The 22,085-nt window shown below is 73.4% G+C and carries 26 protein-coding genes; 15 read left to right on the top strand and 11 right to left on the bottom strand.

The features are described from left to right. The first annotated feature begins 2 nt into the window (after window positions 1-2). Both AB0L34_RS12660 and AB0L34_RS12655 read left to right on the top strand, forming a co-directional pair. Window positions 3-554, top strand: coding sequence for a heme-binding protein (locus tag AB0L34_RS12660; protein WP_363704417.1), 552 nt, complete (start codon window positions 3-5; stop codon window positions 552-554). A gap of 114 nt (window positions 555-668) precedes the next feature. Then, window positions 669-2,090: an amino acid permease gene (locus AB0L34_RS12655; RefSeq protein WP_363704415.1), complete on the top strand. Its 1,422-nt coding sequence runs from the start codon at window positions 669-671 to the stop codon at window positions 2,088-2,090. Here AB0L34_RS12655 and AB0L34_RS12650 read toward each other — a convergent pair. The 5 genes from AB0L34_RS12650 to AB0L34_RS12630 are packed head-to-tail and all read right to left on the bottom strand — an operon-like array spanning window position 2,057 to window position 6,141. Next, a complete protein-coding gene (locus AB0L34_RS12650) occupies window positions 2,057-2,797 on the bottom strand; it encodes a 4Fe-4S single cluster domain-containing protein (protein WP_363704413.1) in 741 nt (246 codons plus the stop codon). The two genes, AB0L34_RS12655 and AB0L34_RS12650, sit on opposite strands and share 34 nt — an antisense overlap. Then, window positions 2,790-3,809: a helix-hairpin-helix domain-containing protein gene (locus AB0L34_RS12645; RefSeq protein ID WP_363704411.1), complete on the bottom strand. Its 1,020-nt coding sequence runs from the start codon at window positions 3,807-3,809 to the stop codon at window positions 2,790-2,792. The genes AB0L34_RS12650 and AB0L34_RS12645 overlap by 8 nt, the downstream gene beginning before the upstream one ends. Further along, on the bottom strand, window positions 3,793-4,005 hold the full coding sequence (locus tag AB0L34_RS12640) for a DUF2997 domain-containing protein (protein WP_350702959.1): 213 nt from the start codon (window positions 4,003-4,005) through the stop codon (window positions 3,793-3,795). The genes AB0L34_RS12645 and AB0L34_RS12640 overlap by 17 nt, the downstream gene beginning before the upstream one ends. Then, the gene (locus tag AB0L34_RS12635) at window positions 4,005-4,457 is read right to left on the bottom strand and encodes a hypothetical protein (protein WP_350702960.1); all 453 of its coding nucleotides are present in this window, start codon (window positions 4,455-4,457) and stop codon (window positions 4,005-4,007) included. Before AB0L34_RS12635 ends, AB0L34_RS12640 begins: the two co-directional genes overlap by 1 nt. A gap of 31 nt (window positions 4,458-4,488) precedes the next feature. After that, window positions 4,489-6,141, bottom strand: a complete 1,653-nt coding sequence (locus AB0L34_RS12630) for an AAA family ATPase (RefSeq protein WP_363704409.1) — start codon at window positions 6,139-6,141, stop codon at window positions 4,489-4,491. Between the two features lie 199 nt (window positions 6,142-6,340). Between AB0L34_RS12630 and AB0L34_RS12625 the strand changes: the two genes are divergently transcribed. The 3 genes from AB0L34_RS12625 (at window position 6,341) to AB0L34_RS12615 (ending at window position 8,475) form a co-directional block, all read left to right on the top strand. Next, window positions 6,341-7,273, top strand: a complete 933-nt coding sequence (locus AB0L34_RS12625; RefSeq protein ID WP_363704407.1) for an AAA family ATPase — start codon at window positions 6,341-6,343, stop codon at window positions 7,271-7,273. Next, a complete protein-coding gene (locus tag AB0L34_RS12620) occupies window positions 7,270-7,809 on the top strand; it encodes a hypothetical protein (RefSeq protein WP_363704405.1) in 540 nt (179 codons plus the stop codon). Before AB0L34_RS12625 ends, AB0L34_RS12620 begins: the two co-directional genes overlap by 4 nt. 126 nt (window positions 7,810-7,935) lie before the next feature. Next, window positions 7,936-8,475 carry a DUF1697 domain-containing protein gene (locus tag AB0L34_RS12615; RefSeq protein ID WP_357459313.1) on the top strand — a complete coding sequence of 180 codons (540 nt, stop codon included), beginning with the start codon at window positions 7,936-7,938 and terminating at the stop codon, window positions 8,473-8,475. Window positions 8,476-8,545: 70 nt separating this feature from the next. Here AB0L34_RS12615 and AB0L34_RS12610 read toward each other — a convergent pair whose 3' ends face one another. The 3 genes from AB0L34_RS12610 to AB0L34_RS12600 form a co-directional block, all read right to left on the bottom strand. Beyond that, window positions 8,546-8,872 (bottom strand): hypothetical protein, encoded by a 327-nt coding sequence (locus AB0L34_RS12610; protein WP_363704403.1) that lies wholly within the window; start codon window positions 8,870-8,872, stop codon window positions 8,546-8,548. Continuing rightward, the gene (locus tag AB0L34_RS12605; protein WP_363704401.1) at window positions 8,863-10,500 is read right to left on the bottom strand and encodes a hypothetical protein; all 1,638 of its coding nucleotides are present in this window, start codon (window positions 10,498-10,500) and stop codon (window positions 8,863-8,865) included. Before AB0L34_RS12605 ends, AB0L34_RS12610 begins: the two co-directional genes overlap by 10 nt. Before the next feature lie 127 nt (window positions 10,501-10,627). Then, entirely contained in the window at window positions 10,628-11,602 is a 975-nt protein-coding gene (locus AB0L34_RS12600; protein ID WP_363704399.1) for a helix-turn-helix transcriptional regulator, read from the bottom strand. A 220-nt stretch (window positions 11,603-11,822) separates the two neighbouring features. Between AB0L34_RS12600 and AB0L34_RS12595 the strand changes: the two genes are divergently transcribed. From AB0L34_RS12595 to AB0L34_RS12585, 3 genes are read left to right on the top strand one after another with little or no spacing between them, the layout of a single operon-like run. Continuing rightward, a complete protein-coding gene (locus AB0L34_RS12595) occupies window positions 11,823-12,053 on the top strand; it encodes a hypothetical protein (protein WP_363704397.1) in 231 nt (76 codons plus the stop codon). 2 nt (window positions 12,054-12,055) lie between these two features. Continuing rightward, the gene (locus AB0L34_RS12590) at window positions 12,056-12,298 is read left to right on the top strand and encodes a hypothetical protein (RefSeq protein WP_363704395.1); all 243 of its coding nucleotides are present in this window, start codon (window positions 12,056-12,058) and stop codon (window positions 12,296-12,298) included. A 21-nt stretch (window positions 12,299-12,319) separates the two neighbouring features. Continuing rightward, window positions 12,320-14,011 carry a CHAP domain-containing protein gene (locus AB0L34_RS12585; protein ID WP_363704393.1) on the top strand — a complete coding sequence of 564 codons (1,692 nt, stop codon included), beginning with the start codon at window positions 12,320-12,322 and terminating at the stop codon, window positions 14,009-14,011. Window positions 14,012-14,068: 57 nt separating this feature from the next. Here AB0L34_RS12585 and AB0L34_RS12580 read toward each other — a convergent pair whose 3' ends face one another. Together AB0L34_RS12580 and AB0L34_RS12575 are read right to left on the bottom strand one after the other, a co-directional pair. Next, window positions 14,069-15,073, bottom strand: coding sequence for an MBL fold metallo-hydrolase (locus tag AB0L34_RS12580; protein WP_363704391.1), 1,005 nt, complete (start codon window positions 15,071-15,073; stop codon window positions 14,069-14,071). 153 nt (window positions 15,074-15,226) lie between these two features. Next, window positions 15,227-16,135 carry a serine hydrolase gene (locus AB0L34_RS12575; protein WP_363704389.1) on the bottom strand — a complete coding sequence of 303 codons (909 nt, stop codon included), beginning with the start codon at window positions 16,133-16,135 and terminating at the stop codon, window positions 15,227-15,229. Between the two features lie 52 nt (window positions 16,136-16,187). Here AB0L34_RS12575 and AB0L34_RS12570 point away from each other — a divergent pair, with 52 nt between their 5' ends. The 4 genes from AB0L34_RS12570 to AB0L34_RS12555 all read left to right on the top strand — a co-directional run bounded on the left by AB0L34_RS12570 (window position 16,188) and on the right by AB0L34_RS12555 (window position 19,202). Next, window positions 16,188-17,144: a LysR substrate-binding domain-containing protein gene (locus AB0L34_RS12570; RefSeq protein ID WP_363704387.1), complete on the top strand. Its 957-nt coding sequence runs from the start codon at window positions 16,188-16,190 to the stop codon at window positions 17,142-17,144. Window positions 17,145-17,258: 114 nt separating this feature from the next. Next, window positions 17,259-18,110, top strand: a complete 852-nt coding sequence (locus tag AB0L34_RS12565; protein WP_363704385.1) for an aldo/keto reductase — start codon at window positions 17,259-17,261, stop codon at window positions 18,108-18,110. An 81-nt stretch (window positions 18,111-18,191) separates the two neighbouring features. After that, window positions 18,192-18,887: a hypothetical protein gene (locus tag AB0L34_RS12560; RefSeq protein ID WP_363704383.1), complete on the top strand. Its 696-nt coding sequence runs from the start codon at window positions 18,192-18,194 to the stop codon at window positions 18,885-18,887. A 15-nt stretch (window positions 18,888-18,902) separates the two neighbouring features. Beyond that, entirely contained in the window at window positions 18,903-19,202 is a 300-nt protein-coding gene (locus AB0L34_RS12555) for a hypothetical protein (RefSeq protein WP_363704381.1), read from the top strand. Window positions 19,203-19,254: 52 nt separating this feature from the next. On the opposite strand, the gene AB0L34_RS12550 is transcribed toward AB0L34_RS12555, so the two are convergent. Continuing rightward, window positions 19,255-19,386, bottom strand: a complete 132-nt coding sequence (locus tag AB0L34_RS12550; RefSeq protein ID WP_363704379.1) for a hypothetical protein — start codon at window positions 19,384-19,386, stop codon at window positions 19,255-19,257. Window positions 19,387-19,595: 209 nt separating this feature from the next. Between AB0L34_RS12550 and AB0L34_RS12545 the strand changes: the two genes are divergently transcribed. Genes AB0L34_RS12545 through AB0L34_RS12535 form a run of 3 tightly spaced genes read left to right on the top strand, consistent with a single transcriptional unit; the run spans window position 19,596 to window position 22,044 of the window. After that, window positions 19,596-20,150 carry an NAD(P)H-dependent oxidoreductase gene (locus tag AB0L34_RS12545; RefSeq protein WP_363704377.1) on the top strand — a complete coding sequence of 185 codons (555 nt, stop codon included), beginning with the start codon at window positions 19,596-19,598 and terminating at the stop codon, window positions 20,148-20,150. A gap of 26 nt (window positions 20,151-20,176) precedes the next feature. Further along, entirely contained in the window at window positions 20,177-21,190 is a 1,014-nt protein-coding gene (locus tag AB0L34_RS12540) for an ATP-binding cassette domain-containing protein (protein WP_363704375.1), read from the top strand. After that, entirely contained in the window at window positions 21,187-22,044 is an 858-nt protein-coding gene (locus AB0L34_RS12535) for an ABC transporter permease (protein ID WP_363704373.1), read from the top strand. Before AB0L34_RS12540 ends, AB0L34_RS12535 begins: the two co-directional genes overlap by 4 nt. Window positions 22,045-22,085 lie beyond the last annotated feature (41 nt).

Below are 22,085 nucleotides of genomic sequence, written 5' to 3'. Positions count from 1 at the left end.
CGATGACCGAGCAGCAGCCGTACCGGGTGGTGACCCGGCATCCCCGCTTCGAGCTGCGCCGCTATCCGCCGTGCCTGGTCGCCGAGGTGCAGGTCGAGGGAACGTTCGAGCAGGCCGCCCGGGACGGCTTCCGGCCGCTGGCCGCGTACGTCGGGGGTGCCAACCGGCCCCGCGCCGCGAGCGGGAACGCGGCGCGGGAGGCGGGCCCGGAGACGATCGCGATGACCGCGCCGTACCTCCAGGAGGAGGCCGACCGGCCGGGCTGCTGGCTGCTGCGGTTGGTGCTGCCGGCGGCCTGCGCCCCCGACACGCTGCCCGAGCCGACGGACCCCCGCGTCCGCACCCGGCAGGTCCCCGCGCAGCTCGCCGCCGCGGTCCGGTTCCGGGGCCGGTGGACGGCGCGGGCGTTCGACCGGCGGGCGACCGCGCTCGGCCGGGCGGTCACCGCGGCCGGGCTGCGCCCCACCGACGCGGTCCGGTACGCGCGCTTCGACCCGCCGTGGAAGCCCTGGTTCCTGCGCCGCAACGAGGTGGTGCTGCCGGTCGCCGAGTGAGCCCGTGCCGCACCCCGGCACGGGCGTCCTCGTTGGAGATTTACCCGCGTCGTTCGCGGGTACCGGCAGGGACGCACGGGTGACCGCCCGGGCGGGTTCGGAAGGGGGACGACGATGACCTCCGCGGGAAGCGCTGCGGGCGGCGGCGGCACGGGCATCTTCCGCCGCAAGCCGGTCGAGGAGATCGCCGACGAGCGCGGCGGCGGGCTGGCCCGATCTCTCGGCCTCTGGCAGCTCACCGCCATCGGGGTGGGCGGCATCATCGGCGCCGGCATCTTCGCCCTGGCCGGGGCGGTGGCGAACGAGACCGCCGGCCCGGCCGTGCTGATCTCGTTCCTGATCGCCGGGCTCGCCAGCGCGGCCGCCGCCCTGTCGTACGCGGAGTTCGCCGGCATGATCCCGAAGGCCGGCTCGGCCTACACCTACGGGTACGCGGTGCTCGGCGAGGCGGTGGGCTGGTTCATCGGCTGGGACCTGCTGCTGGAGTACACGGCCATCGTGGCCGTGGTGGCCATCGGCATCTCCGGCTACTTCTCGTTCCTCGTCACCGAGCTGGGGGCGGAGCTGCCGGCCTGGATGCTGGGCGCCCCGGGCACCGGCGACGGGCACGTGGTGGACCTCTTCGCGGTGATCCTCTGCCTGTTCATCGCGTTCCTGCTGAACCTCGGCATCAAGTCCGCCGCCCGCTTCGAGACGTTCGTCGTCGGGTTGAAGGTCGCCGTGGTGCTGCTGGTCATCGTGGTCGGCTTCTTCCACGTCCACACCGCGAACTACTCGCCGTTCTTCCCGTTCGGGCTGAGCGGGGCGTTCACCGGCGCCGCCACGGTCTTCTTCGCGGTCTTCGGCTACGACGCGATGAGCACCGCCGCCGAGGAGTCGAAGGACGCCCGCCGGCACATGCCCAAGGCGATCCTCTACTCGCTGGCCATCTCGATGGTCCTCTACGTGCTGGCCACCCTGGTGCTGACGGGCATGCAGAACTACCGCGACATCGACCCGGAGAGCGGCTTCTCCTCCGCGTTCGCCTCCGTCGGCCTGTCGGGCCTGGCCAGCGTGATCGCCGTCGGCGCGATCATCGGCATCCTGACCGTGATGTTCACCTTCATGCTCGGCGTCACCCGGGTGTGGTTCTCGATGAGCCGGGACGGCCTGCTGCCGGGCTGGTTCGCCAAGGTGCACCCGGTCCGCCGGGTGCCGAGCCGGGTCACCTGGATCGTCGGTGTCGGCTCGGCCCTGATCGCGGGCTTCCTGCCGATCCGGGAGGCCGCCGAGCTGACCAACATCGGCATCCTGCTGGCCTTCGTGGTGGTCTGCGTCGCGGTGATCGTGCTGCGCTACCGCCGCCCCGACGCGCCACGCACCTTCCGGCTGCCGGGCATGCCGGTGGTGCCGGCGATCGGCGCCCTCTTCTCCCTCTGGCTGATCACCTTCCTCGCCCCGGTGACGTGGCTGCGCTTCGCGGTCTGGTTCGTGCTCGGCGCCCTGATCTACGCCTTCTACGGCTACCGCCGCTCGAAGCTCGCCCGGCGGGGCTGAGGACGGGCCACCGACGCCAGCAGTTCGTCGAGGGCGTCGACCTCCGCCCAGCCGTTCACGGCGATCCCGCCGGCGGCGTCGACGGTGACCTCGACCCGGTCCGGGCTGCGCGACACCGCGTCGAGCAGGCCCGGGAAGCGGTCGTTGAGCAGCACGAACTCCTGGTTGGTGGAGCCCACCCAGGGTCGCCGGGTGTCGAGCCGGTCGGCCAGGAACGGCCCGGCGACGAGGAGGTCGGTCGCCGCGAGCAGCGCCGCGACGTCGTCCCGGCCGGCGTCGACCGCCCGGTCCAGCTGTGCTCTGGTGTAGCCGGTGAAGGTCATCACCGAGCGCCCGGCGGCGCGTACGCCGGCGGCGACGGTCGCCAGCGGGGCCGCCTGGTCGAAGGGCTCGCCGCCCAGCAGCGTCAGCCCCTCGGTGCCGGCGTCGAGCACCCGCCGCACCAGGTCGGCCGGGGCCACCCGCTCGCCGCCGCGGAAGCTCCACAGGTGCGGGTTGAAGCAGCCCGGGCAGCGGATGGCGCAGCCCTGCACCCAGACGGCGGTGCGCTCGCCCGGCCCCTCGGCCCGGGTGGCGCCGAGGAACCGGGCCACGGCGACGGTCTCCGCCCCGCCCGCCGCGCGGGGCGCCGGGCCGAGCGCCGCGCCGGATGCCGGGCCGAGCGCCCGCTCGGGTGTCGCGCCGGGTGTCGGGGAACTCTCAGACATCGAGGACCCGGCCGAGCGGCGGTTGCTGCCCCGGCGCCGGGCCGGCGGGCGGAGCGCAGACCAGGACGTCCCGCAGGCGCGCGTACTCGTGGGGGGCCAGGTTGGCGGCGGCGGCGAACTCGGCCAGGCTGCCGAACCCGCCCCGCCGGTCCCGCTCGGCCAGCACCTGCCGGGCGCGGTGCGGGTCGAAGCCCGGCAGCGCGGCGAGGTCGTCGTGGCCGGCGGCGTTGACGTCCACCGGCCCGCCGGACGGCCGGGCCGCGACCGGTTGGCCGGGCCGGGGCACGGGAGCCGCGACCGGCCCGGTCCCGTAGTAGTCGACGGGCTGGTACGGCACCATCGTCGGGTCGGCCGGCGGCTGCGACCCCGCCGGCACGGGCGGGTGGGTCGGCGCGGAAGGCGGGTACGTCGGCGCCGACGGATATCCGGGCGCCCCCGGCGGAAAGGCCGGCGACCCCGGCGGAAAGGCGGACGACGCAGGCGGGTACGCCGGCGACGCGGGCGCGTGGACCGGCGACCCGGGCGGGTAGGGCCCAAGGGCGGGCGTGAACGCACCGGCGGGGGTCGACCCGGGGGGCGGGGCCAGCGGGCCGGGCGGGTACGGGCCGCCGGGCCACGACGCCGCCGGCTGCGGGGCGTACCAGGGGCGGTAGCCGGCCCGCCAGCGCAGCCACGCCGAGTTGATCAGCAGGGCGTGCAGGATGCCGGCCGCCGTGACGGCCAGCAGCGCGCCGACGGCCCAGTCGCTGGCGGCGGCCTCCTTGTCGGTCTCGCCGACGACGACGAAGGCGGTCCAGCCCGCCACGGTGTAGACGATGCCGGGGATCCACCAGGCCGGCCGCCGGGCACGGAGCCCCACGTAGATGAACCCGAAGCCGCCGAGACAGCTGCACCCGAACAGCGGCAGCAGCAGCCACCAGCTGTGCAGCAGCCGCCACCTCAGGCTCCCCACCGGGCCGGCCGGGCCCGGGGCGGTCGGGTGCGGCCAGCCCGGGCTAGGCGCGCTCGACATCGCGTTGCTCCTGCCGTTCGGTCACGGCGGCGCGGGCGTGGTCCGCCGTGTACGCGCTGCTCACCGCCCGCGCCGCCAGCAGGTCCTCCAGCACGGCGACATAGTCGAGACAGCGGTCGCCGAGCACGTCCCGGGTCTCGGCGCTCACCACGCCCTCGCTGGAGACGGTGACCACGATCCGCGGCTGCCCACTCATCAGGACCTGCCCTCCACGGCGAACACCAGGCGGACGCTCGCGTCCTCGGTGACCTGCTCGGACTCCAGGCGCAGGCCGGCGACGGGGGCCTGCTCGCGCAGCCGGGCCAGCACAGCCCGCTGGACCTGCCGCCCGTAGGCGGCGTCGATCGCCCGCACCACCTCGACCGCCCGCTGCTCGTCGACCTCGCCGGTGAAGTGCGCCGCCCAGACGCCGTCCTCGCCGCGCCGGAAGCTCGCCCGCACGCCGGCCCACTCCGCGGTGATCGCGTCCCCGTCGGTGCCGACCACCGCGTCCGTGTCCCGCAGCGCCGCGGCGAGCAGCGTCTCGTCCCGCATCCGGGTCTGCACCTGACAGACGACGCGGCCCTCCCGGTCCCGGCCCGCGGTGGCGCCATGGGTCGCGGCGACGGCGGCGACGGCCAGCGGCAGGAGTATCAGTGAGACGCTCATCGGGAACCTCTCCTTCCAGTCGAGGCACACACTAGAACTCGACCGCTCGTCCGCCCTGCCCCCGCTGCGGGGGAGGGCCGGGGCGGGAGCGCGGGCCGCCGGGACGGCCGCCGAGGTCCCAGTCCTCGGCGGCGGTGGCGGCGACGGCACGGGTGTCGGCCCAGGAGCGTACGGAGTCGATCCGTTCCGCCTGGGTGACGCTGAGCGGCACCATGCTGACCAGCGCCCGGACCAGGTCGTCGCGGCGCAGCGGACGCCGCTCGGCGAACGCGTCGAAGAGCCCGCCGACGACGGCCTGCTCGATCTCGGCCCCCGAGTAGCCCTCGCTGAGCCCGGCCAGCTCGCCGAGCAGGGCGTCGTCGAGGGCCAGGCCGCCGGCGACGGCCGGGTTGCGCAGCCGCCGGGCCAGGTGGACCCGCCAGATCGACGCCCGCTCCGCGCGGGTCGGCAGGTCGACGAAGAAGATCTCGTCGAAGCGGCCCTTGCGGAGCAGCTCCGGGGGCAGCCCCTCGAAGTCGTTGGCGGTCGCGATGACGAAGACGGGCCGCGTCTTCTCCTGCATCCAGGTCAGGAAGGAGCCGAAGACCCGGGCGGAGGTGCCGGAGTCGCCGGCGCCGCCGGCGAAGCCCTTCTCGATCTCGTCCACCCACAGCACGCACGGCGCGGTCGCCTCGGCCGTCCGGATGGCGGTGCGCATGTTCTGTTCGCTCGACCCGACGAGCCCGGCGAAGACCCGGCCGACGTCCAACCGCAGCAGCGGCAGGCCCCAGGCCGCGGCGATCGCCTTCGCGGTCAGCGACTTGCCGCAGCCGGGCACGCCGGTGATCAGGACGCCCCGGGGCGCGGGCAGCCCGTACGCCGCCGCCTCGGCCAGCCAGGAACCGTCCCGCCGGGCCAGCCACCGCTTCAGGTTCTCCAGCCCGCCGACGTCGGCGAGGTCGACGGTGACGTCGACGAACTCCAGCAGCCCCGACTTGCGTACGGTCTGCCGCTTCTCCTCGTGCACCACGGCGAGGTCGCCGTCGTCGAGCACCCCGTCGTTGACCATGGCGCGGGCGAACGCGTTCTCCGCCTCGTGCAGGGTGAGCCCGAGCGCGGCCTTGGCGAACCGTTCCCGGCCGAGGTCGTCCAGGCCCATCCGGATCCGGCCGCTGGCCGAGTTGGCGGCGATCATCCCGTCCAGCACCCGCCGGATCTCCGCCTCGGTGGGCAGCGGGAAGTCGACGATGGTCACGTCCTTCTCCAGCTCCACCGGGATGTGCAGCACCGGCGAGACGAGGACGAGGGTGCGCGGCACCGGCCCGGCCTTGAAGGCCGCCGCCAGGTCCCGCAGCCGGCGGACCACCCCGGGGCCGCCCCGCTGGTCGCCGCCGCCGTGCGCGGGGTGCAGGTCCTTGAAGATCAGTACGCTCGGGTGGTCGACCCGCAGCGCCGCGTCGAGCGCGTCCGCGGGGTCGGTCGTGCCCTTGCGGGTGACGCCGTCGGGCTGCACGAGCCCCGTCGTCTGCGACCAGGTCCACACCGCGCGGGGTGTGCGGACCGCCAGGGCGTCCTGGGCGACCGCGCAGACCTCGGCGACAACCCGCTGTTCCTCGAACGACTCGACGTAGAGGATCGGGAAGCGTGCCTTGAGCAGTTGTGACAGCGCGACCCGGAACGGCACCACCGTCGATCCCTCCCCCACGCCGCGCACCTGAGCAGCGCAGACTCTAACAGCCGGAGAGATCGGCACCCGGCGGCCGATCGGGCGCGGAATTTCTGGTCCCCGGCCGCGTCGACTGCCCTGCCCGCCCGGTGGCCCGTTCGGTGCCCGCGGGGGCCGGAGCGGGTTCCGCACGACGATCGCCCGCCCGCTACCGTTCCCGGTCGGGGAGGTGCCGCCGATGTACGTGGTGTCCGTGATCAACTACAAGGGCGGGGTCGGCAAGACCACCGTCACCGCCAACCTCGGGGCCGAACTGGCCAACCGGGGCATGAAGGTGCTGCTCGTCGACCTCGACCCGCAGGCCAGCCTGACGTTCGGCTTCTACGAACCCGACGACTGGCGGGAGCGGCTGCGCGACGGCCGGACGGTGAAGCGCTGGTACGACGGGCTGCGCGGGGACACCCCGGCGGTGACCCTGGGCGAGCTGGTCGTCTCCCCCGGCCCGGCCAACGCGCGGCTCACCGGCGCCGGCCGCCTCGACCTGATCGCGTCCCACCTCCAGCTCGTCGACATCGACCTGACCCTGGCCCGGGGCGTGGCCGACGGCGAGGAGTACGACGCCGAGCTGTTCCGGGTGCGCGGCTCCCTCGCCGAGGGGCTGCACGACGACGCGCTGGGCGGCTACGACCTGGTGCTCATCGACTGCCCGCCGAACTTCAACGTGGTCACCCAGTCGGCCATCATCGCCAGCGACCACCTGCTCATCCCCGCGAAGGCGGACTACCTCTCCACGCTGGGCATCGACTACCTGCACGGCAACGTCCGGGAGCTGGTCGACCACTACAACGCCGACGCCCGCCGGTTCGCCACCACCCGCCGGCACCACAAGGTCGCCCCCGGCGTGGCCGGGGTGGTGTTCACCATGATCCAGCTGATGGCGCAGCGGCCGATCGCCGCGCACCAGGGCTACATGGACCAGGTCCGCGCGCTCGGCCTGCCGGTCTTCCCCACCGCCCTGCGGGAGAACGTCACGGCGTTCGCCACGAACACCCCGCGCGGCGTGCCGGTGGTGCTGCGCGACCGGATCACCGCTCCGGTGGTCCGCGACGAGCTGCGTCAGCTCGCCACGGAGTTCCTCGAACACCTCCAGCCCGAGCGGGTCGTGGCGTGACCGGGCCGGGCCGCGACGTCACCGACCTGCTGACCGCGCTGCTGCGGGAGCTGCCGGCCGCCGACCTCGCCGCCCTGGTCGAGGGGCGCGCCCGGCTCGCGGTGGTGCCGCTCGACGGGGCCCCGCCCGGTCCGCCCACCGCCGCGCGCCCGGTGCCCCCCGCCCGTCGGGCCGCCGTACCCCCGCGTCCGGCCGGCCAGCCGGCGGGCCGGTCCGGCCCACCCGCGGATCCGGCCGGCCAGCCGGCACGTCCGGTCGCCCCATCCGCGGATCCGGCGGGCCCGGCCGCGCGGTCCGCCCGGGGGGCGGTGCCGGCGACCGACCCGGCCCGTGCCCGCGCCGCGCTGGCGGCCATGTCCCGCCGCGCCGACGGTACGGCGTACCTCTCCGGCTGGACCGCCCGTGACCTGCGGGCGCTGGCCGCGGGCCTGGAGTTGCGGGGCGTCGCCGGGCTGCGCAAGGCGGACCTGGTCGACCGGATCGTCGACCGCACCATCGGCTTCCGCCTCGACTCCACCGCCATCCGCCGCCGCTGAGTCGCCGCTGAGCCGGCCCCCGGGCCGACGCCGGTCCGGCACGCGAGCCGACGCCGACCCGGCGCGCGGGCCGGCCGGCGGGCCGCCGGCCCCTAGGCTGGCCCGTACAAGGGGCGAGGAGGTCGCATGGACAGGTGGGTGGCGCTGTTGCGCGGGGTCAACGTCGGCGGCGCGAAGGTCGGCATGGCCGACCTGCGCCGGCTGGTCGCCGGCCTCGGGCACGACGACGTGAAGACCTACCTCCAGAGCGGGAACGTGGTCTTCGGCAGCACCGTGCGCGACGCCGACGCGTTGGCGCGGGGCATCGAGCGGGCGATCGCCGACGAGCTGGGGCTGACCGTGCCGGTGCTGGTGCGCGGCGGCCGGGAGTTGGCGGCGGTGGCCGGCGGCAACCCGTACGCCGACGGGGAGGACGACCCGACGCGGCTGCTGGTCGCCTTCCTCGCGACCGCGCCCGGGAAGTCCGCCGTGGACGCGCTGACCGTGCCCGGCGGCGAGAACGTCGCGTTCACGGTCACCGGGCGCGAGGTCTACCTGCACTACCCCGACGGGGGCTACGGCCGGTCGAAGTTCACGAACAACTACCTGGAGAAGAAGCTCGGCGTGGTGGCGACCACCCGCAACTGGCGGTCGGTGCGCGCTCTCGCCGAGCTGGCGACACCCTGACCCGACCGAACGTGGTCGGGGCGCGCCGCCCCCTGTCAGCGGCGCGCCCCGAGCGTGTGCCGGGGACCGGTCAGCTCAGGTCGACCCGGATCAGGTTGGTGCCGCGGGTGGTGAAGAGGGTGCGCACGCCGTCGGTGACCACCTCCGGGGCGCCGAACCAGGACTGGTTCAGCCCGTCCGCCAGGACGGTCAGCGTCGGCTGGCGGCGGCCCACCGGGACCGTCCAGAGGCGGGTGCCGTCGACGCCGAAGACCCGGTCGTCGATGACGGCCAGCTTGCCGCCGGCCGCGCCGACGTCGATCCGCCAGAGCACCTCACGGGTACGCGGATCCAGCGCGAAGAGTTCGCCCTCGCTGGTGACGCCGACCAGCACCCGGCCGATCAGCTTCAGGTCCACGATGACGCCGCCCGAGGTGGGCTCGACGAGCCAGGCCAGGCGCTCGGTGCGGTAGTCGAAGTAGCCGAGCCTGGCCCGGCTGGTCGTCGGGGTGGTCCCGTAGCCGTTGCGATGCTGCCGCCGAGGAAGACGCCGTGCGGGTCGGGGCAGAGCGACTGCACGGTCTGGTCCGGCAGGATGCCCCGCCAGCTGCGGATCCGCTGCCCGTCGTAGATGTTGAGCGCGCCCTCCCAGCGGCCGTAGTCCGGCTCGGTGGACATCAGCACCAGGCCGCGGCGCCGGTCGACGGTCAGCGACGTCGGCCGGGTCTGTTCCTGCCCGGCGTCGACCCGGGCCACCTCGGTGGCGGCCCGTCCGTCGACGGGCAGGGTGAGGTAGCGGGCCAGGGTGTAGACGCCCATGTGCACCACGCCCCCGTACGTCTCCATGTCCTTCGCCTCGCCGCCGAACGGCACCCGGAAGGTGTCGAAGGCCGCGGTGGCCTCGGTGGAGACGACCTGCACGCCGAGGGTGCCGCCGACCAGGATCCGGTCGCCCGCGTGGCAGAGGGACATCGGCCGTTCGGGGGTGGGGGCGAGGTCCGGCGAACTCATGTCCAGCGCCTCGGTGGTGCGGGTGTCGAGGTCGTAGAAGATGCCCCCGGCGGTCTGCACGGCCCAGAGCCGGCCGTCGTCGAGGAAGCCGATCCGGACGTTCGACGCCTCCGCGATCGGGACGCCGACCAGGGTGGGCGCGGTGTCGCCGAGCCGGAACCGGTAGAGCGAGCCGCTCGGGCGGGTGGTGTAGAAGATCTCGTCGCCGCGGCTGGTGATGCCGACGACGAACGAGTCGTTCGGGGTCTTGAGGATCTGGTGGCGGCTGTGGTCGCGGGTGTCCACGACGAGGATCTCGGCCGTGGGCGAGATGCCGACGACGAGGTGGTCGCCGGCGAGGTGGCAGACCGCGCCGAAGGTGCGGTCGCGCAGTGCGGCGGGGAGGATGTCGGCGCGGGTGCCGGTGGCCCGGTCGTAGGCGACGAGCCCGGCGTGGGACCCGATGCCGCAGTAGACGGTGGTGTCGGTGGCGACCAGGTCGCGGACGTAGGTGTCGTCGGGGTCCATCCGACCGTGGTCGGTGGCCCGGTCGGTCGCCGGGTCGTACTCCCAGAGCTTCGCCGAGGGGTAGGTGCCGACGAAGACCCTGCCGTCCGGGGACGCCTTGACGTTCCAGCCGACCTCCTCCTTCAGGTCGAGCACCCGGGTCACCTCCAGGGTGACGGTGTCCACCTTGAACAGCAGACCCGGGGAGTACGAGGAGACGAAGAGGTCGGTGCCGACCGCGTCGATGCCCCAGAGGCCGGGTACGCCGGGGATGAGGGCGGTCTTGGTGATCCGCCGCTGGGTCAGGTCGTACGCGGCGACCCGGGTGGGCAGGATCTGCCGGGTGGCGAACCAGATCTCGTCGCCGACGCGGACGCCGTTGCCGAAGTTGAGCACCCGGGAGGCCGCGCCGAGGTCGGTGATGGCGACGTCGAACGTCTCGCCGAGTTCGCCGTCCGGGGCGGCGAGGGCCGCCCGAGGGGATACGGCTGCTGCCGTTACCGCACCGAGCCCGGCGAGCAGTGCCCGCCGCGAGAGATTTCCCGTCACTATGCGCCCTTCCGGCTGGGTTCACCCTGAGACGACCAAAGCCTCCACGGTTACGGCCCTGACCGTTAACGGGGAACCCTAGGACCGGGAGAGTCGGCCGTCAACGGGGCCCTTCGGTATCGACAGCTCACAGCAGGCCGCGCTGCGCGGCGCGTAGTCCCAACTGGAACCGGCTGCGCGCGTCCAGGCGCTCCATCAGCGACGCCGTGATCCGCCGGACCGTGCGCAGCGACAGGCCAAGCTTGCGGGCGGCCACCTCGTCGGTGTGCCCGGCGGCGAGGATCTCCAGCAGTTCCCGCGCGAAGGGCTCCAACCCAGCGTCGCCGCGCGGCGCGCTGGCACCCAGCGGATTCGCGGCACGCCACACCTGCTCGAACAGCGCGTAGATGGCCGCGACGACCCCGGTGTGCACCACCTCGACGGCGCCCCGACTGGAATCGGTCGGATCGAGGGGCAGCAGGGCGATCCGCCGGTCGACCACCACCATCAGCATCGGCAGCGTCGGTGTCGTCCGAACCTGACCGCCGAGGCCCGCGAGCCAGCGGGCGTAGGCCACCACGTCCGGATCGTTGCGGTAACTGTCCTGGTACACGCATCGGATGGCCACACCGCGCTCCAGGGCCAGTTGGTTGAGCGGCTTGCTCGACTGCTTGGCGGCGGGCGCCTGGGCGCTGCCGGGGTTGAGTGACACACACTCCGTGCCGGCGTTCGCCGCCAACTCCTCCAGCCGGCCCCGAACGGCGTCCACGTCCTCGTACCGCCGAACGCCGTCCTGCGATCGGCTGGCCGACTGCTCCGCGGCGATCGACTTGATCGCGGCGCGGGTCGCCTCGATCTGCCGCTGCCGGTGCATGACGTCCGCCTCGGCCTGCTGCAACAGCGCGGCGAGGCCCACCTCCGGCGATACCGCGCGCATGTTCCCGGGGTCACCGGAGGACGGCCGGAGGAGCGCGAGGTCGGCCAGTTCGTCGAGCGCCGCACGGACGGCCGTCTCGTCAATCCCCAGACGCTCCGCCAGCCCGGCCACGCCCAGATGGGGTAGGGCCAGCATGGCCCGGTACGTACGTTCTGCCGGCTCCGTCAAGCCCAAAGTTTCGAGCATGTTCAACCTTTCGCCCCCATGTGGCGCTAAGTATCGGGACCGGCTACGCACCGCGCAAGACCGTCAGCGACAGATCGGCCCCACTGGCACGAAGGTGCCATGCAGGTTGGTGCCACCGCCGAAGTAGTGACACCACACCTTTCAGCCGGGAAGCTTCTCTCATCGACAGAACGAGCCCGACAAACACTTGGAAACAATTTCTGCGACATGCCATTTTTAATTGTTCGAGCAGGAGGACTCTGCCATGAAGCCGTCCATTCGTCTCGTTTTCACCGCCGTCGCGGCCGGCGCCTTCCTCCTCGGTCCGACCCTGCTGAGCCCGGGTGTTTCCGGTGCCGGGGCGGCCTCCTCCGGCAGTGCGGTCGCCGGCGGCTTCGAGTGGGCCGTGACGCCCGAGGGGGGCCCGGCCATCACCGACGACACCGTCGACGGCGGCTTCGAGTGGGCCTGAGCATGCACATCACGATCTTCACCGTGGGCATCCGCCACAACCCACCCCCCGATGAGGCATTGCTGCTCGACGCGATGTGGGCGCACATACGCCCGGAGGACCGGGTGGAACACGTCCGCATACGGGCCGGGCCCGGACAACTCTCGGTGGCGCTCTTCCTCTTGGCGCCGGATCAGCGGCACGCACAGAAATCGACCGACGAGATCCGACAGCGGATCGCAGATCTTCCCCTGTTCCGTAATTGACCTCGAAAGAAAGGCACAGAAATGACCGACACCACAATGCCTCGACGTGGCCGGCGGATCGCCCTCGGCGTCGTGGGCGCCGCCATGATGTTCGCCACCGGTCTCGCCGTGACGCCGGACGCCTCGGCCGGCACCCTGCGCGACTCCATCGTCTCCATCGCCCAGCGGGAGTTGAACGACGGCAGCCGCAACTACGAGTACCGGGGCAGCGACAACTGCACCTACTACAGCGGCCAGACGACGGGCTGGCCGGTGTGCAACTCGATGGGCTGGCGCGGCGGCACACAGAACGGCGACGACACGTATCACTGGTGCGCGAACTTCGCCAAGTACATCTGGAAGCAGGCCGGGGTGACCGACCTCGGCGGCCTGAACGGCTGGGCGCGATCATTCCGGGAGTACGGCCTGGACAACAAGACCTACCATTCCCGCGGCAGCGGCTACACGCCCCAGCCGGGCGACGCGATCGTCTTCGACTGGGAACAGGACGGTGTGATCAACCACGTCGGCATCGTCACGCGCACGTCGGACGGGCGGGTCCACACCATCGAGGGCAACTCCAGCGACCGGGTGTCCGCCCGTGACTACAGCCTCTCCAACGTGGACATCGTCGGATACTCGTCGCCGGTCGGCGCGAACGCCGAGGAGGACACCGCCGGCGCCGCCACGACGACGGGTGATCTCGGCCTGGTCCGTACGGGCGACGGAATCCTGGCCCAGTACCGGCTCGGCACCGACGGCTGGATCCACGGTTCGAACCAGCCCGGCGTCGGCGCGGCGTACGGTCCGTGGCAGCGGATCGGCGACCGGGGAAGCTTCACCGGTAACCCGTCGGCCATCGTCGGCGGAAACGAGACGATCGTCGTCTACGCCCGCGGCACCGACGACAAGATCTACGGTGTGGGCCAGCCCTCGCCCGGCGCGGCCTTCGGCGGATGGGGCATGATCGGAACGGGTCAGCCCACCTTCGCCAGCGACCCGACCACGGTCATGACGCCGGACGGCGAGATCGCGATCTACGCCCGCGGCAGCGACGGCTACGTCTGGGGGACGGCGCAGAGCGGCCCCGGTAGCGCCTTCGGCGCCTGGGTGAAGATCGGGACCGGCGGCGCCGGGATCGCCTCGGAGCCCCACGTCATCATCGGCGCCAACGACACCATCGTCATCTACGCCCGCGGCACCGACGGCAAGATCCACGGCGTCGGCCAGCCCTCGCCCGGCGCGGCCTTCGGCACCTGGCAGACGATCGGCACCGGCCAGCCGACCGACGGCTTCAAGACCGCTCCCAGCGCGGTCGTGACCCCGTCCGGCGCCATCGCCGTCTACGCGACGGGCGTCGACGGCTACGTCTGGGGCAGCGGTCAGAGCAGCCCGGGCAGCGCCTTCGGCGCCTGGGGAAGGATCGGCACCGGCGGCGCCGGGGTGGCCTCCCGCCCGCAGCCGCTGATCGGCGCCAACGGCACCATCGTGATCTACGCACGGGCCACCGACAACAAGATCCGGGGTGTCGGCCAGCCGTCGAAGGGCGCCGCGTTCGGCAGCTGGACGACCATCGGCACGGGCCAGCCGGACTTCGTCGGTGACCCGACGGCGATCGTCGCGGAGTCGGGGGCGCTCGTGGTCTACGGCAAGGGCACCGACAACTGGATCTGGGGCGCCGGGCAGAGCAGCGCCGGCAGCACCTTCGGAACCTGGTCCCACATCGGGAGCTGAGCTGATCAGACACCGGCGGGCCGCGAGCAGACGCTCGCGGCCCGCCGGCCTGTCTCGTCAGAAGTGGTACGCGGTGTGGTACTCGGGCACGACCACCCGGCTGCGCGGGGAGACCCGCCGCACCGCCGCGATGAGCCCGTCGAGCCGCTCCCGGTCCTTCGGCGGCACGGGCACCGGGTTGCGCAGCTCCGTCTCGAAGTTGTCGAAGTGCACCGGCACCACGACCTTCGGCCGGTCCAGCGCGTCGAGCAGCCGCTCGGCGTAGTCGGCGGTGGCGGTGCTGCTCGGCAGCGCCACCATGGCCACGTCGGGGGCGAGGCCGGTCAGGTTCCGCGCGACGAAGTCGCTCGCGCCCATGAAGAACACCGACGGTCCGTCGGCCACCCGCACCTGGTACGCCAGCGTGTCCCCCTCCGGCAGGTCCGCGATGGTGGCCGGCCGCGCGGGCTGGCTGACCCGTACGCCGGGGAACGCCATCGAGTACGACGCGTTGCGGCTGTGCAGCGAGCTGACCACCTCCACGGTGTAGCCGCCGAAGTCCAGCACCTCCCCGCCCCGGACCGGGCTGAGCTTCCCCGACGGCAGCCCGTACGCCAGCCCGAGGTGGTAGGCGGTCAGCGTGCCGACGACCCGGGCGCCGGTGCGGCCGGCGATGTGCGGCACGTCCATGTAGTGGTCCCAGTGGGTGTGCGTGACGAGCACCGTCTCGGCCCGGTCCACGAGGGAGTCCACCACGTCGGTGCGGACCTCCAGCGGCGTGGCCGTGTCGAAGGCGCCCTTGAACAGCCCGGTGTCGATGCGGCTGAGGAAGGGGTCGACCAGGACGGTGCGGTCGCCGATGTCGATGCGCCAGGCCGTCGTACCCCACCAGCGGAAGCTGACCGGGCCGCGGCGGCGGGCGGCCGGTGCGGCGGCGACCGGGGCGGTGGCGACCGGGGCGGTGGCCGGCGGTGCGGCCTGCGCCGGGCCGGCCAGGGCGGCGCCGGCGAGCCCGCCGGCGGAGACCAGGGCGGTGCCGGCGGCGGCGTCGCGGAGGAAGCGGCGGCGGTCGAGGTTGGGCATGCGGAACTCTCCCCGTCGTGGTGCTGATCGGTCGGTGCCGAGCCAATCAGCACGCCCCCCGCCCGGTCCAAGATCCACGGCCGGATCGGCCGATACCCGCCGGCATATCGGACCAGCTCAGCGGGGCCCGACGCGGCTCGTTCCGGCCGGAAATCAGCCGGCGCGCAGCGCCTCGACGGCGGTGCGGGCCGCCTCGCCCATCGCCAGGTCGACGTCGATGCGGCGGGTGGCGAGGTGGGCGGCGCGGGCGAAGACGGCGATCGCATACCGGCCGCCGTCGGGGTACTCGGCCACGCCGGCCTCCAGGTGCAGCCCCGGCAGGCTGCCGGTCTTGCCGGCCACCCGCACCCCGGGCGGGAAGCCGGCGGCCAGCCGGGTCCAGAAGAGCTGCCGGGCCATCCAGCCCCGGACCATCGCGCAGGCCCCGGGCGGGCCGGCCTCGTCCCGCCAGACCAGGCCGAGCAGCCGGGTGATCTCGCGGGCGGTGCTCGACGTGGTGTGCGCGGGGTCGAACACCCGCATCGCGCGGACCCGCTCGGCGGGCAGGGTGGGGAAGATCCGGGCGAAGTCCGCCTCGGTGCGCGCGCCGACGTCGGCGAGCATCATCTCCACCAGGTGCCGGGGGCCGCCGACGATCCGGGTGCGCGGCAGCCCCAGCTCGGCGGCGAGCATCGGCAGCACGTCCGCGCCGACCCGGCGCAGCAGCAGGTCGGCGGCGGTGTTGTCGCTGACCGACATGGCGAAGTAGGCCAGGTCCCGCAGCGACACCTCGGCGTCGTCGGCGCAGCCGGCGATCCCCCACCCGCCGAGCCGGTCGGCGGCGGTGACCAGCACCCGCTCCTGCGGGTCGAGCTGGCCGGCGACGACCTGCCGCGCGAACTCCAGCACCAGCAGGATCTTGAAGATCGAGGCGATCACCACCTGCTCGTCGGCCCGGACCGCCACCTCCCGCCGGCCGCCGGGCTGCCCCGCGCCGTCGTCGGCCGCGTCGAGGTCGACCACGTGCAGGCTGCCGGTGACCCCGACCCGTTCGAAGATCTCCGCGATCCGCTCCGTCACCACGCTACGCACCGTAGCCGCCGCCCGCGTCGGGGCGCTGGCGTAGGGTCCGGCCGTGGACCTGCTCCGGCACCTGCGGCACTTCGTGGTGGTCGCCCGCGAGCTGCACTTCGGCCGGGCCGCCGAACTGCTCGGCATGGCCCAGCCGCCGCTGAGCCAGTCGGTGCAGCGCCTGGAGCGGGAGCTGGCGGTGGAGCTGTTCGACCGGTCCCGCCGCCAGGTGCGCCTGACCACCGCCGGTCAGCTGCTGCTCGGCGAGGCCGAGGACCTGCTCGCCGGGGAGGGCCGGCTGCGCAACCTGATGCGCCAGGTGCGCGAGGGGGTGTCCGGGGTGCTCCGGGCGGGGGTGCCCCCGGAGACGCCCGCGGTGACCCTGCGCGAGTTGCTCGACCGGCTGGCCGACCGGGCGCCCGGGCTCGACGTGGACCTGCACGAGCTGACCAGCGGCGAGCAGGAGCGGATGCTGGCCGAGGGGCGGCTGGACGTCGGTCTGCTCCACCACCCCGTCACCGACGAGGGGCTGCGCCTCGGCGCCGCCGTCGACGTACCGCTGGGGGTGCTGCTGCCGCGGGCGTCGCCGCTGGCCCGGGGCCGGGAGGTGGAGCTGGCGGCGCTGGCCGGCCTGGACCTGGTCACCGCGCCCCGGGCCACCGCGCCCGGCTGGCACGACCACCTGCTCGACGTCTGCCGCCGGCACGGATTCACGCCGGCGCGGGTCCGCCCGGCGCGCAACCCCGAGTTCCTCTTCGGGCTGGTGCTGGCCGGCGGTGGGGTCGCCGTCGAGCCCGCGGCGACGGCCCGCCGGGAACCCCGGATCGCCTGGCGGCCGATCGCCGGCTCGCCGCTGGTCAAGCGCACCTCGGCGGCCTGGCCGCGCCGGTCCGCGCACCCGGCCGCGCCGATGTTCGGGCAGCTCGCGGCGGAGGTGCTGGCCGACGGGTCCGCGCCCCCGGCGCCGCCGCCCGTGCCGGCGCCCCGGCCCTGGCCGGTGCTCTTCGACGAGCCGACCTGAGGCCGGGATCACCCGTTGGAACACCTCCGATCCGGGGTACGCCAGGGGATGGCCCGCCGGGCGTGGAAGCGGTTCCGCGCACCCGGCTTCGTGACGACCGGCGAAGGAGCCCCGATGGCGAACGCGATCCCCATCATCTCCCTGAACGACGGCAACACCATCCCGCAGCTCGGCTTCGGGGTGTTCCAGATCGACCCGAAGGACACCGTCGCCGCGGTCCGCAAGGCCCTGGAGGTCGGCTACCGGCACATCGACACCGCCGAGATGTACGGCAACGAGGCGGAGGTGGGCCAGGCGGTCCGCGAGTCGGGGCTGGACCGCGACGAGGTCTTCGTGACCAGCAAGCTGAGCAACGCCTTCCACCGGCCCGACGACGCCCGCAAGGCGTTCGAGTCGACGCTGGCCGCGTTGAAGATGGACCGCATCGACCTGTTCCTGATCCACTGGCCGCTGCCCACCCTCTACGACGGCGACTTCGTCTCGACGTGGAAGACGCTGGCGGAGTTCCAGCGCGACGGCCGGGCCCGCTCGATCGGGGTGTCGAACTTCCAGGTGCCGCACCTGGAGCGGCTGGCCGCCGAGGCGGACGTGGTGCCGGCGGTCAACCAGGTCGAGGTCCACCCGTACTTCGGCAACGAGGAGGTGCGCGCGTACGGCCACCGGCACAACATCCTGACCGAGGCGTGGTCGCCCATCGCGCAGGGCAAGGTGCTGGGCGACCCGACGGTCGTCGACGTCGCCGAGCAGGTCGGCCGGACACCGGCTCAGGTGGTGCTGCGCTGGCACGTGCAGCGCGGCGACATCATCTTCCCGAAGTCGACCACCCCGGAGCGGATCGAGGAGAACGTCCGCATCTTCGACTTCGAGCTGGACGACGCGGCGATGGAGCGGATCACCGGGCTGGACCGGGGCGAGGCCGGCCGCCAGGGCGGGCATCCGGACACCTTCGACTACCTCCCGGCGTAACACGACACGGCGGGACGGCGCAGGTAGAAGGGGGCCGGACGGCCCTCTCCTACCGTACGAAAGGACAGCGCCGCCGCGATGATGCGCCGCACTCCTCTGGTCCTGTTCGCGCTGCTGGCCCTGGCCGGGTCCACCGCCTGCGCCCCCGGCCGGGCCGCCGACGCCCCCCGCTGGTCCGCGCCGGCGTCGGCGCCGGCCTCGCCGACCGCGTCGCCGCCGCGCCCCGCCCCGACCTCCACCGCCGAGGTACGCAGCCGGGTCACGGCGGCGATGCTGACGCTGGGCACGGAGTTCCACCCGGAGACGGCGGAGCACACCGAGGAGAACAGCGACGCGTGGAAGCTGATCTCGCTGTGCCGGGACGCCCTGCCCTCGGACCGCAGGCGCACCGCCCACCGGGAGCGGATCTGGGACGGCGAGACCGTGTGGATCCGGCAGTACGTGGTCGGCTACCTCAAGGTGCCCGGCCGCAAGCTCGCCGACGAACTGCGAACCGTCCTGAAGACGTGCGAGAAGTACGAGGTGCCGGACGACGGCCGCACGTCGGTGATCGTGCGGCCGTCGCCCCCGCCGGTGCCGAACGGCCCGGACGTCGTCACGTTCTGCGAGAAGCTGATCGGCCAGGCCACGCGCCACCAGTGCACGCTGTTGCTGGTCCGGGGCAACTTCGTGGTCCAGGTGGACGTCTCGGCGGCCGACGGTGACCTGGCCGCCGGCGCCGCGTTGCTCGCCAAGGTGGCCCCGCTGGCGACCGCCGCGCTGGAGAAGGCCGCCTGAGCCTCCGCCGCGATCGTGCGGCCGGGCCGGCCGGCGGTACGGTGGGCCGCGCTGCGGCACCCCGACGTGGCCCTGGCCGCGCAACTGGTCATGCCGCCCGGCCGGCTCGGCTACACGCCGGACCTGCTCACCCCGAAGCCGCCGCTGGGCCCGCCCGACGCCGTGTTCGACGAGCAGTTGGCGGCGGCCGAGGCGACGTCAGCCGACGAGGTGGCCGTGCAGGCGCACGAACGGTTCCCGGCCGGCCGGATGCCTGTGTGCATACGGCTCTCCTTCCGTCGCCACCAAGGACGACGGGCCGGGCCGCAACGTTGAGCGGTGTCGCCGAAATCGCGTGACGATCCGTCGGGCCGCCCGGGCTATGCGGTCAGGTCGAGGCGCCAGTCGTTGGAACGCATGAGGTGCCCGGGCGGGAACTCGCCCGGATCTCCGGTGCGTTGAGCTGCCGCAGCAGGTCGAGGTCGCCCTCGCTCCACGGCTCGATGCGCACGTCGGTCATGGTGCCCCCTCTTCTCCGCCGGTGCAGTCAAGCAGCCACCACCGACGAACCGCGGTCCCGACCGGCCCGAGCGGGTCGGACCGGCAGACCGCGGCTACCTGGGCCCGGACGCGGTTGCGCCTCGCGGGGCCGCTAGATCGGATCTCGCGGGCCGCCGGCCACCGTCTCGCGCCTGAGGGGTGGGACCGGAGCGGCCGGGAGGAGGAAGCGTGGACCCACTGCGACTGGCCGTGATCATCGGCAGCACCCGGGAGGGGCGGGTGGGCGACCGGGTCGCCCGCTGGTTCGTCGACCGGGCGGACGCACACGACGGGCTGACGGTCAACGTGGTCGACCTCGCCGACTACGACTTCCCCGCCGGCTACCCGGCGGAGCCGACCCCGGCGATGCGCGCGTTCGCCGAGCAGGTGGGCCGGGCGGAGGCGTTCGTCGTGGTCACCCCGGAGTACAACCACAGCTTCCCCGCGTCGTTGAAACAGGCGATCGACTACGCGTACGACGAGTGGCAGGCGAAGCCGGTCGGTTTCGTGTCGTACGGCTGTGGTTCCGTCGGCCTGCACGCCGTCGACCAACTCCGGACGGTCTTCACCGCCCTGCACGCCGTCACGACGCGTGACGTCGTCGGTGTGGACCTGCTCTGCGGCGAGCCGACCCCGCTGGCCACCGACCAGCTGCGCCGGGACGCCCGCGTGCTGCTCGACCAGCTCTGCTGGTGGGGCCTGGCCCTGCGCGACGGCCGCGCCGCTCGCCCGTACGTCTCCTGACAGTTCGCGAAGGAAGGGTAGAGATCATGAATAGACGCAGCACCGGCCTGGCCATCGAGGCCGAGGGGCTGACCCACTCGTTCGGGGACACCCGGGCGCTGGACGGCCTGGACCTCGCGGTGCCCGCCGGCACCGTCTACGGGGTGCTCGGCCCGAACGGCGCAGGGAAGACCACGGCGGTACGGGTGCTGGCCACGCTGCTGCGCCCCGACGGCGGGCGGGCGCGGGTGTTCGGCCACGACGTCGTCCACGAGGCCGACGCCGTCCGGGCCCGGGTCAGCCTCACCGGCCAGTACGCCTCGGTGGACGAGGACCTGACCGGGCTGGAGAACCTGATCCTGCTCGGTCGGCTGCTCGGGCACGGCAAGCCGGCCGCGCGGCAGCGGGCGGACGGGCTGCTCGCCGCGTTCGGGCTGACCGAGGCGGCCGACCGGCAGGTCAAGAAGTACTCCGGCGGCATGCGGCGGCGCATCGACATCGCCGCGAGCATCCTCAACACCCCGGACCTGCTGTTCCTCGACGAGCCGACGACGGGGCTGGACCCGCGCAGCCGCAACCAGGTGTGGGAGATCGTCCGGGCCGTGGTGGCGCACGGCACCACGGTGCTGCTGACCACGCAGTACCTGGACGAGGCCGACCAGTTGGCCGGCCGGATCGCGGTGGTGGACCACGGCCGGGTGATCGCGGAGGGCACCCCGGGCGAGCTGAAATCCTCGGTCGGTTCCGGCACCGTCCACCTGCGACTGCGTGACGCGCACCGGCGACCCGAGGCGGAACGGCTGCTGCACGCGGTGCTCGGCGTGCCGGTGCAGCTCGAGCCCGACCCGGTGGCGCTGACCGCCCGCGTCGGCGGCGAGGGCGGCGACCTCGACGCCAGCGAGCAGGCCGCACGGGTCCTCGGCGACCTGGCCCGCGCCGGCATCGTCGTCGACAACTTCTCCCTCGGCCAGCCGAGCCTGGACGAGGTCTTCCTGGCCCTGACCGACCACCCCGCGGTCGGCGCCGACGAGCGGGACGAGCAGCTGGAGGCAGCCCGATGAGCAGCAACGCCACCACCACGACGGGGCCGGCCCCGTCGGTCTACGTACCGTCGGCGGAGGCGCTGGCGACCGTTCTCGCGCCCGGCACCCGGCCGCCCCGCCCGAGCCCGCTGTCGGCGTCGCTGACGTTCGGCTGGCGGGCCATGTTGAAGATCAAGCACGTGCCGGAGCAGCTGTTCGACGTGACAGCGTTCCCGATCATCATGGTGCTGATGTTCACGTACCTGTTCGGCGGTGCCCTCGCCGACAGCCCACGGGACTACCTGCAGTTCTTCCTGCCCGGCATCATGGTGACCAGCGTCGTGATGATCACCATGTACACCGGGGTGGGTCTGAACACCGACATCGAGAAGGGCGTCTTCGACCGGTTCCGGACGTTGTCGGTGTGGCGGCCCGCCGCGCTGGTCGGCATGATCTTCGGCGACGTGTTGCGGTACGTGCTGGCCGCCGTGGTCATCCTCGGCGTCGGGTTGGTGCTGGGCTTCCGCCCCGACGGCGGGCTGCTCGGCGTGCTGGGCGGCATCGGCCTGCTGGTGGTCTTCTCGTTCGCGTTCTCCTGGGTCTGGACGTTCTTCGGCCTCGTGCTGCGCAGCGAGAAGTCGGTGATGGGGGTCAGCATGATGGTGCTGTTCCCGCTGACCTTCCTGAGCAACGTCTTCGTCGAGCCGGCCACCATGCCGGGCTGGTTGCAGGCGTTCGTGAAGGTCAACCCGATCACCCAGCTGGTGGCGTCGGTGCGGGGCGTGATGTCGGGTACGCCCGACGCGTCGAGCACGATGTGGACGCTGGTGTGGAGCGCCGGCTTCCTGGTGGTCTTCGGCGTCCTGACGATGTACCGCTACAACCGCCGCTGATCCTCGCGGCGACGGGCACCACCACGGACGTGTGGTGGTGC

Origin of the sequence: Micromonospora sp. NPDC052213, from assembly GCF_040679695.1 — a bacterium.
GTDB lineage: Bacteria > Actinomycetota > Actinomycetes > Mycobacteriales > Micromonosporaceae > Micromonospora.
The sequence above is the reverse complement of the archived record's forward strand: the minus strand, read 5'-3'. Positions and strand labels throughout refer to the sequence as shown.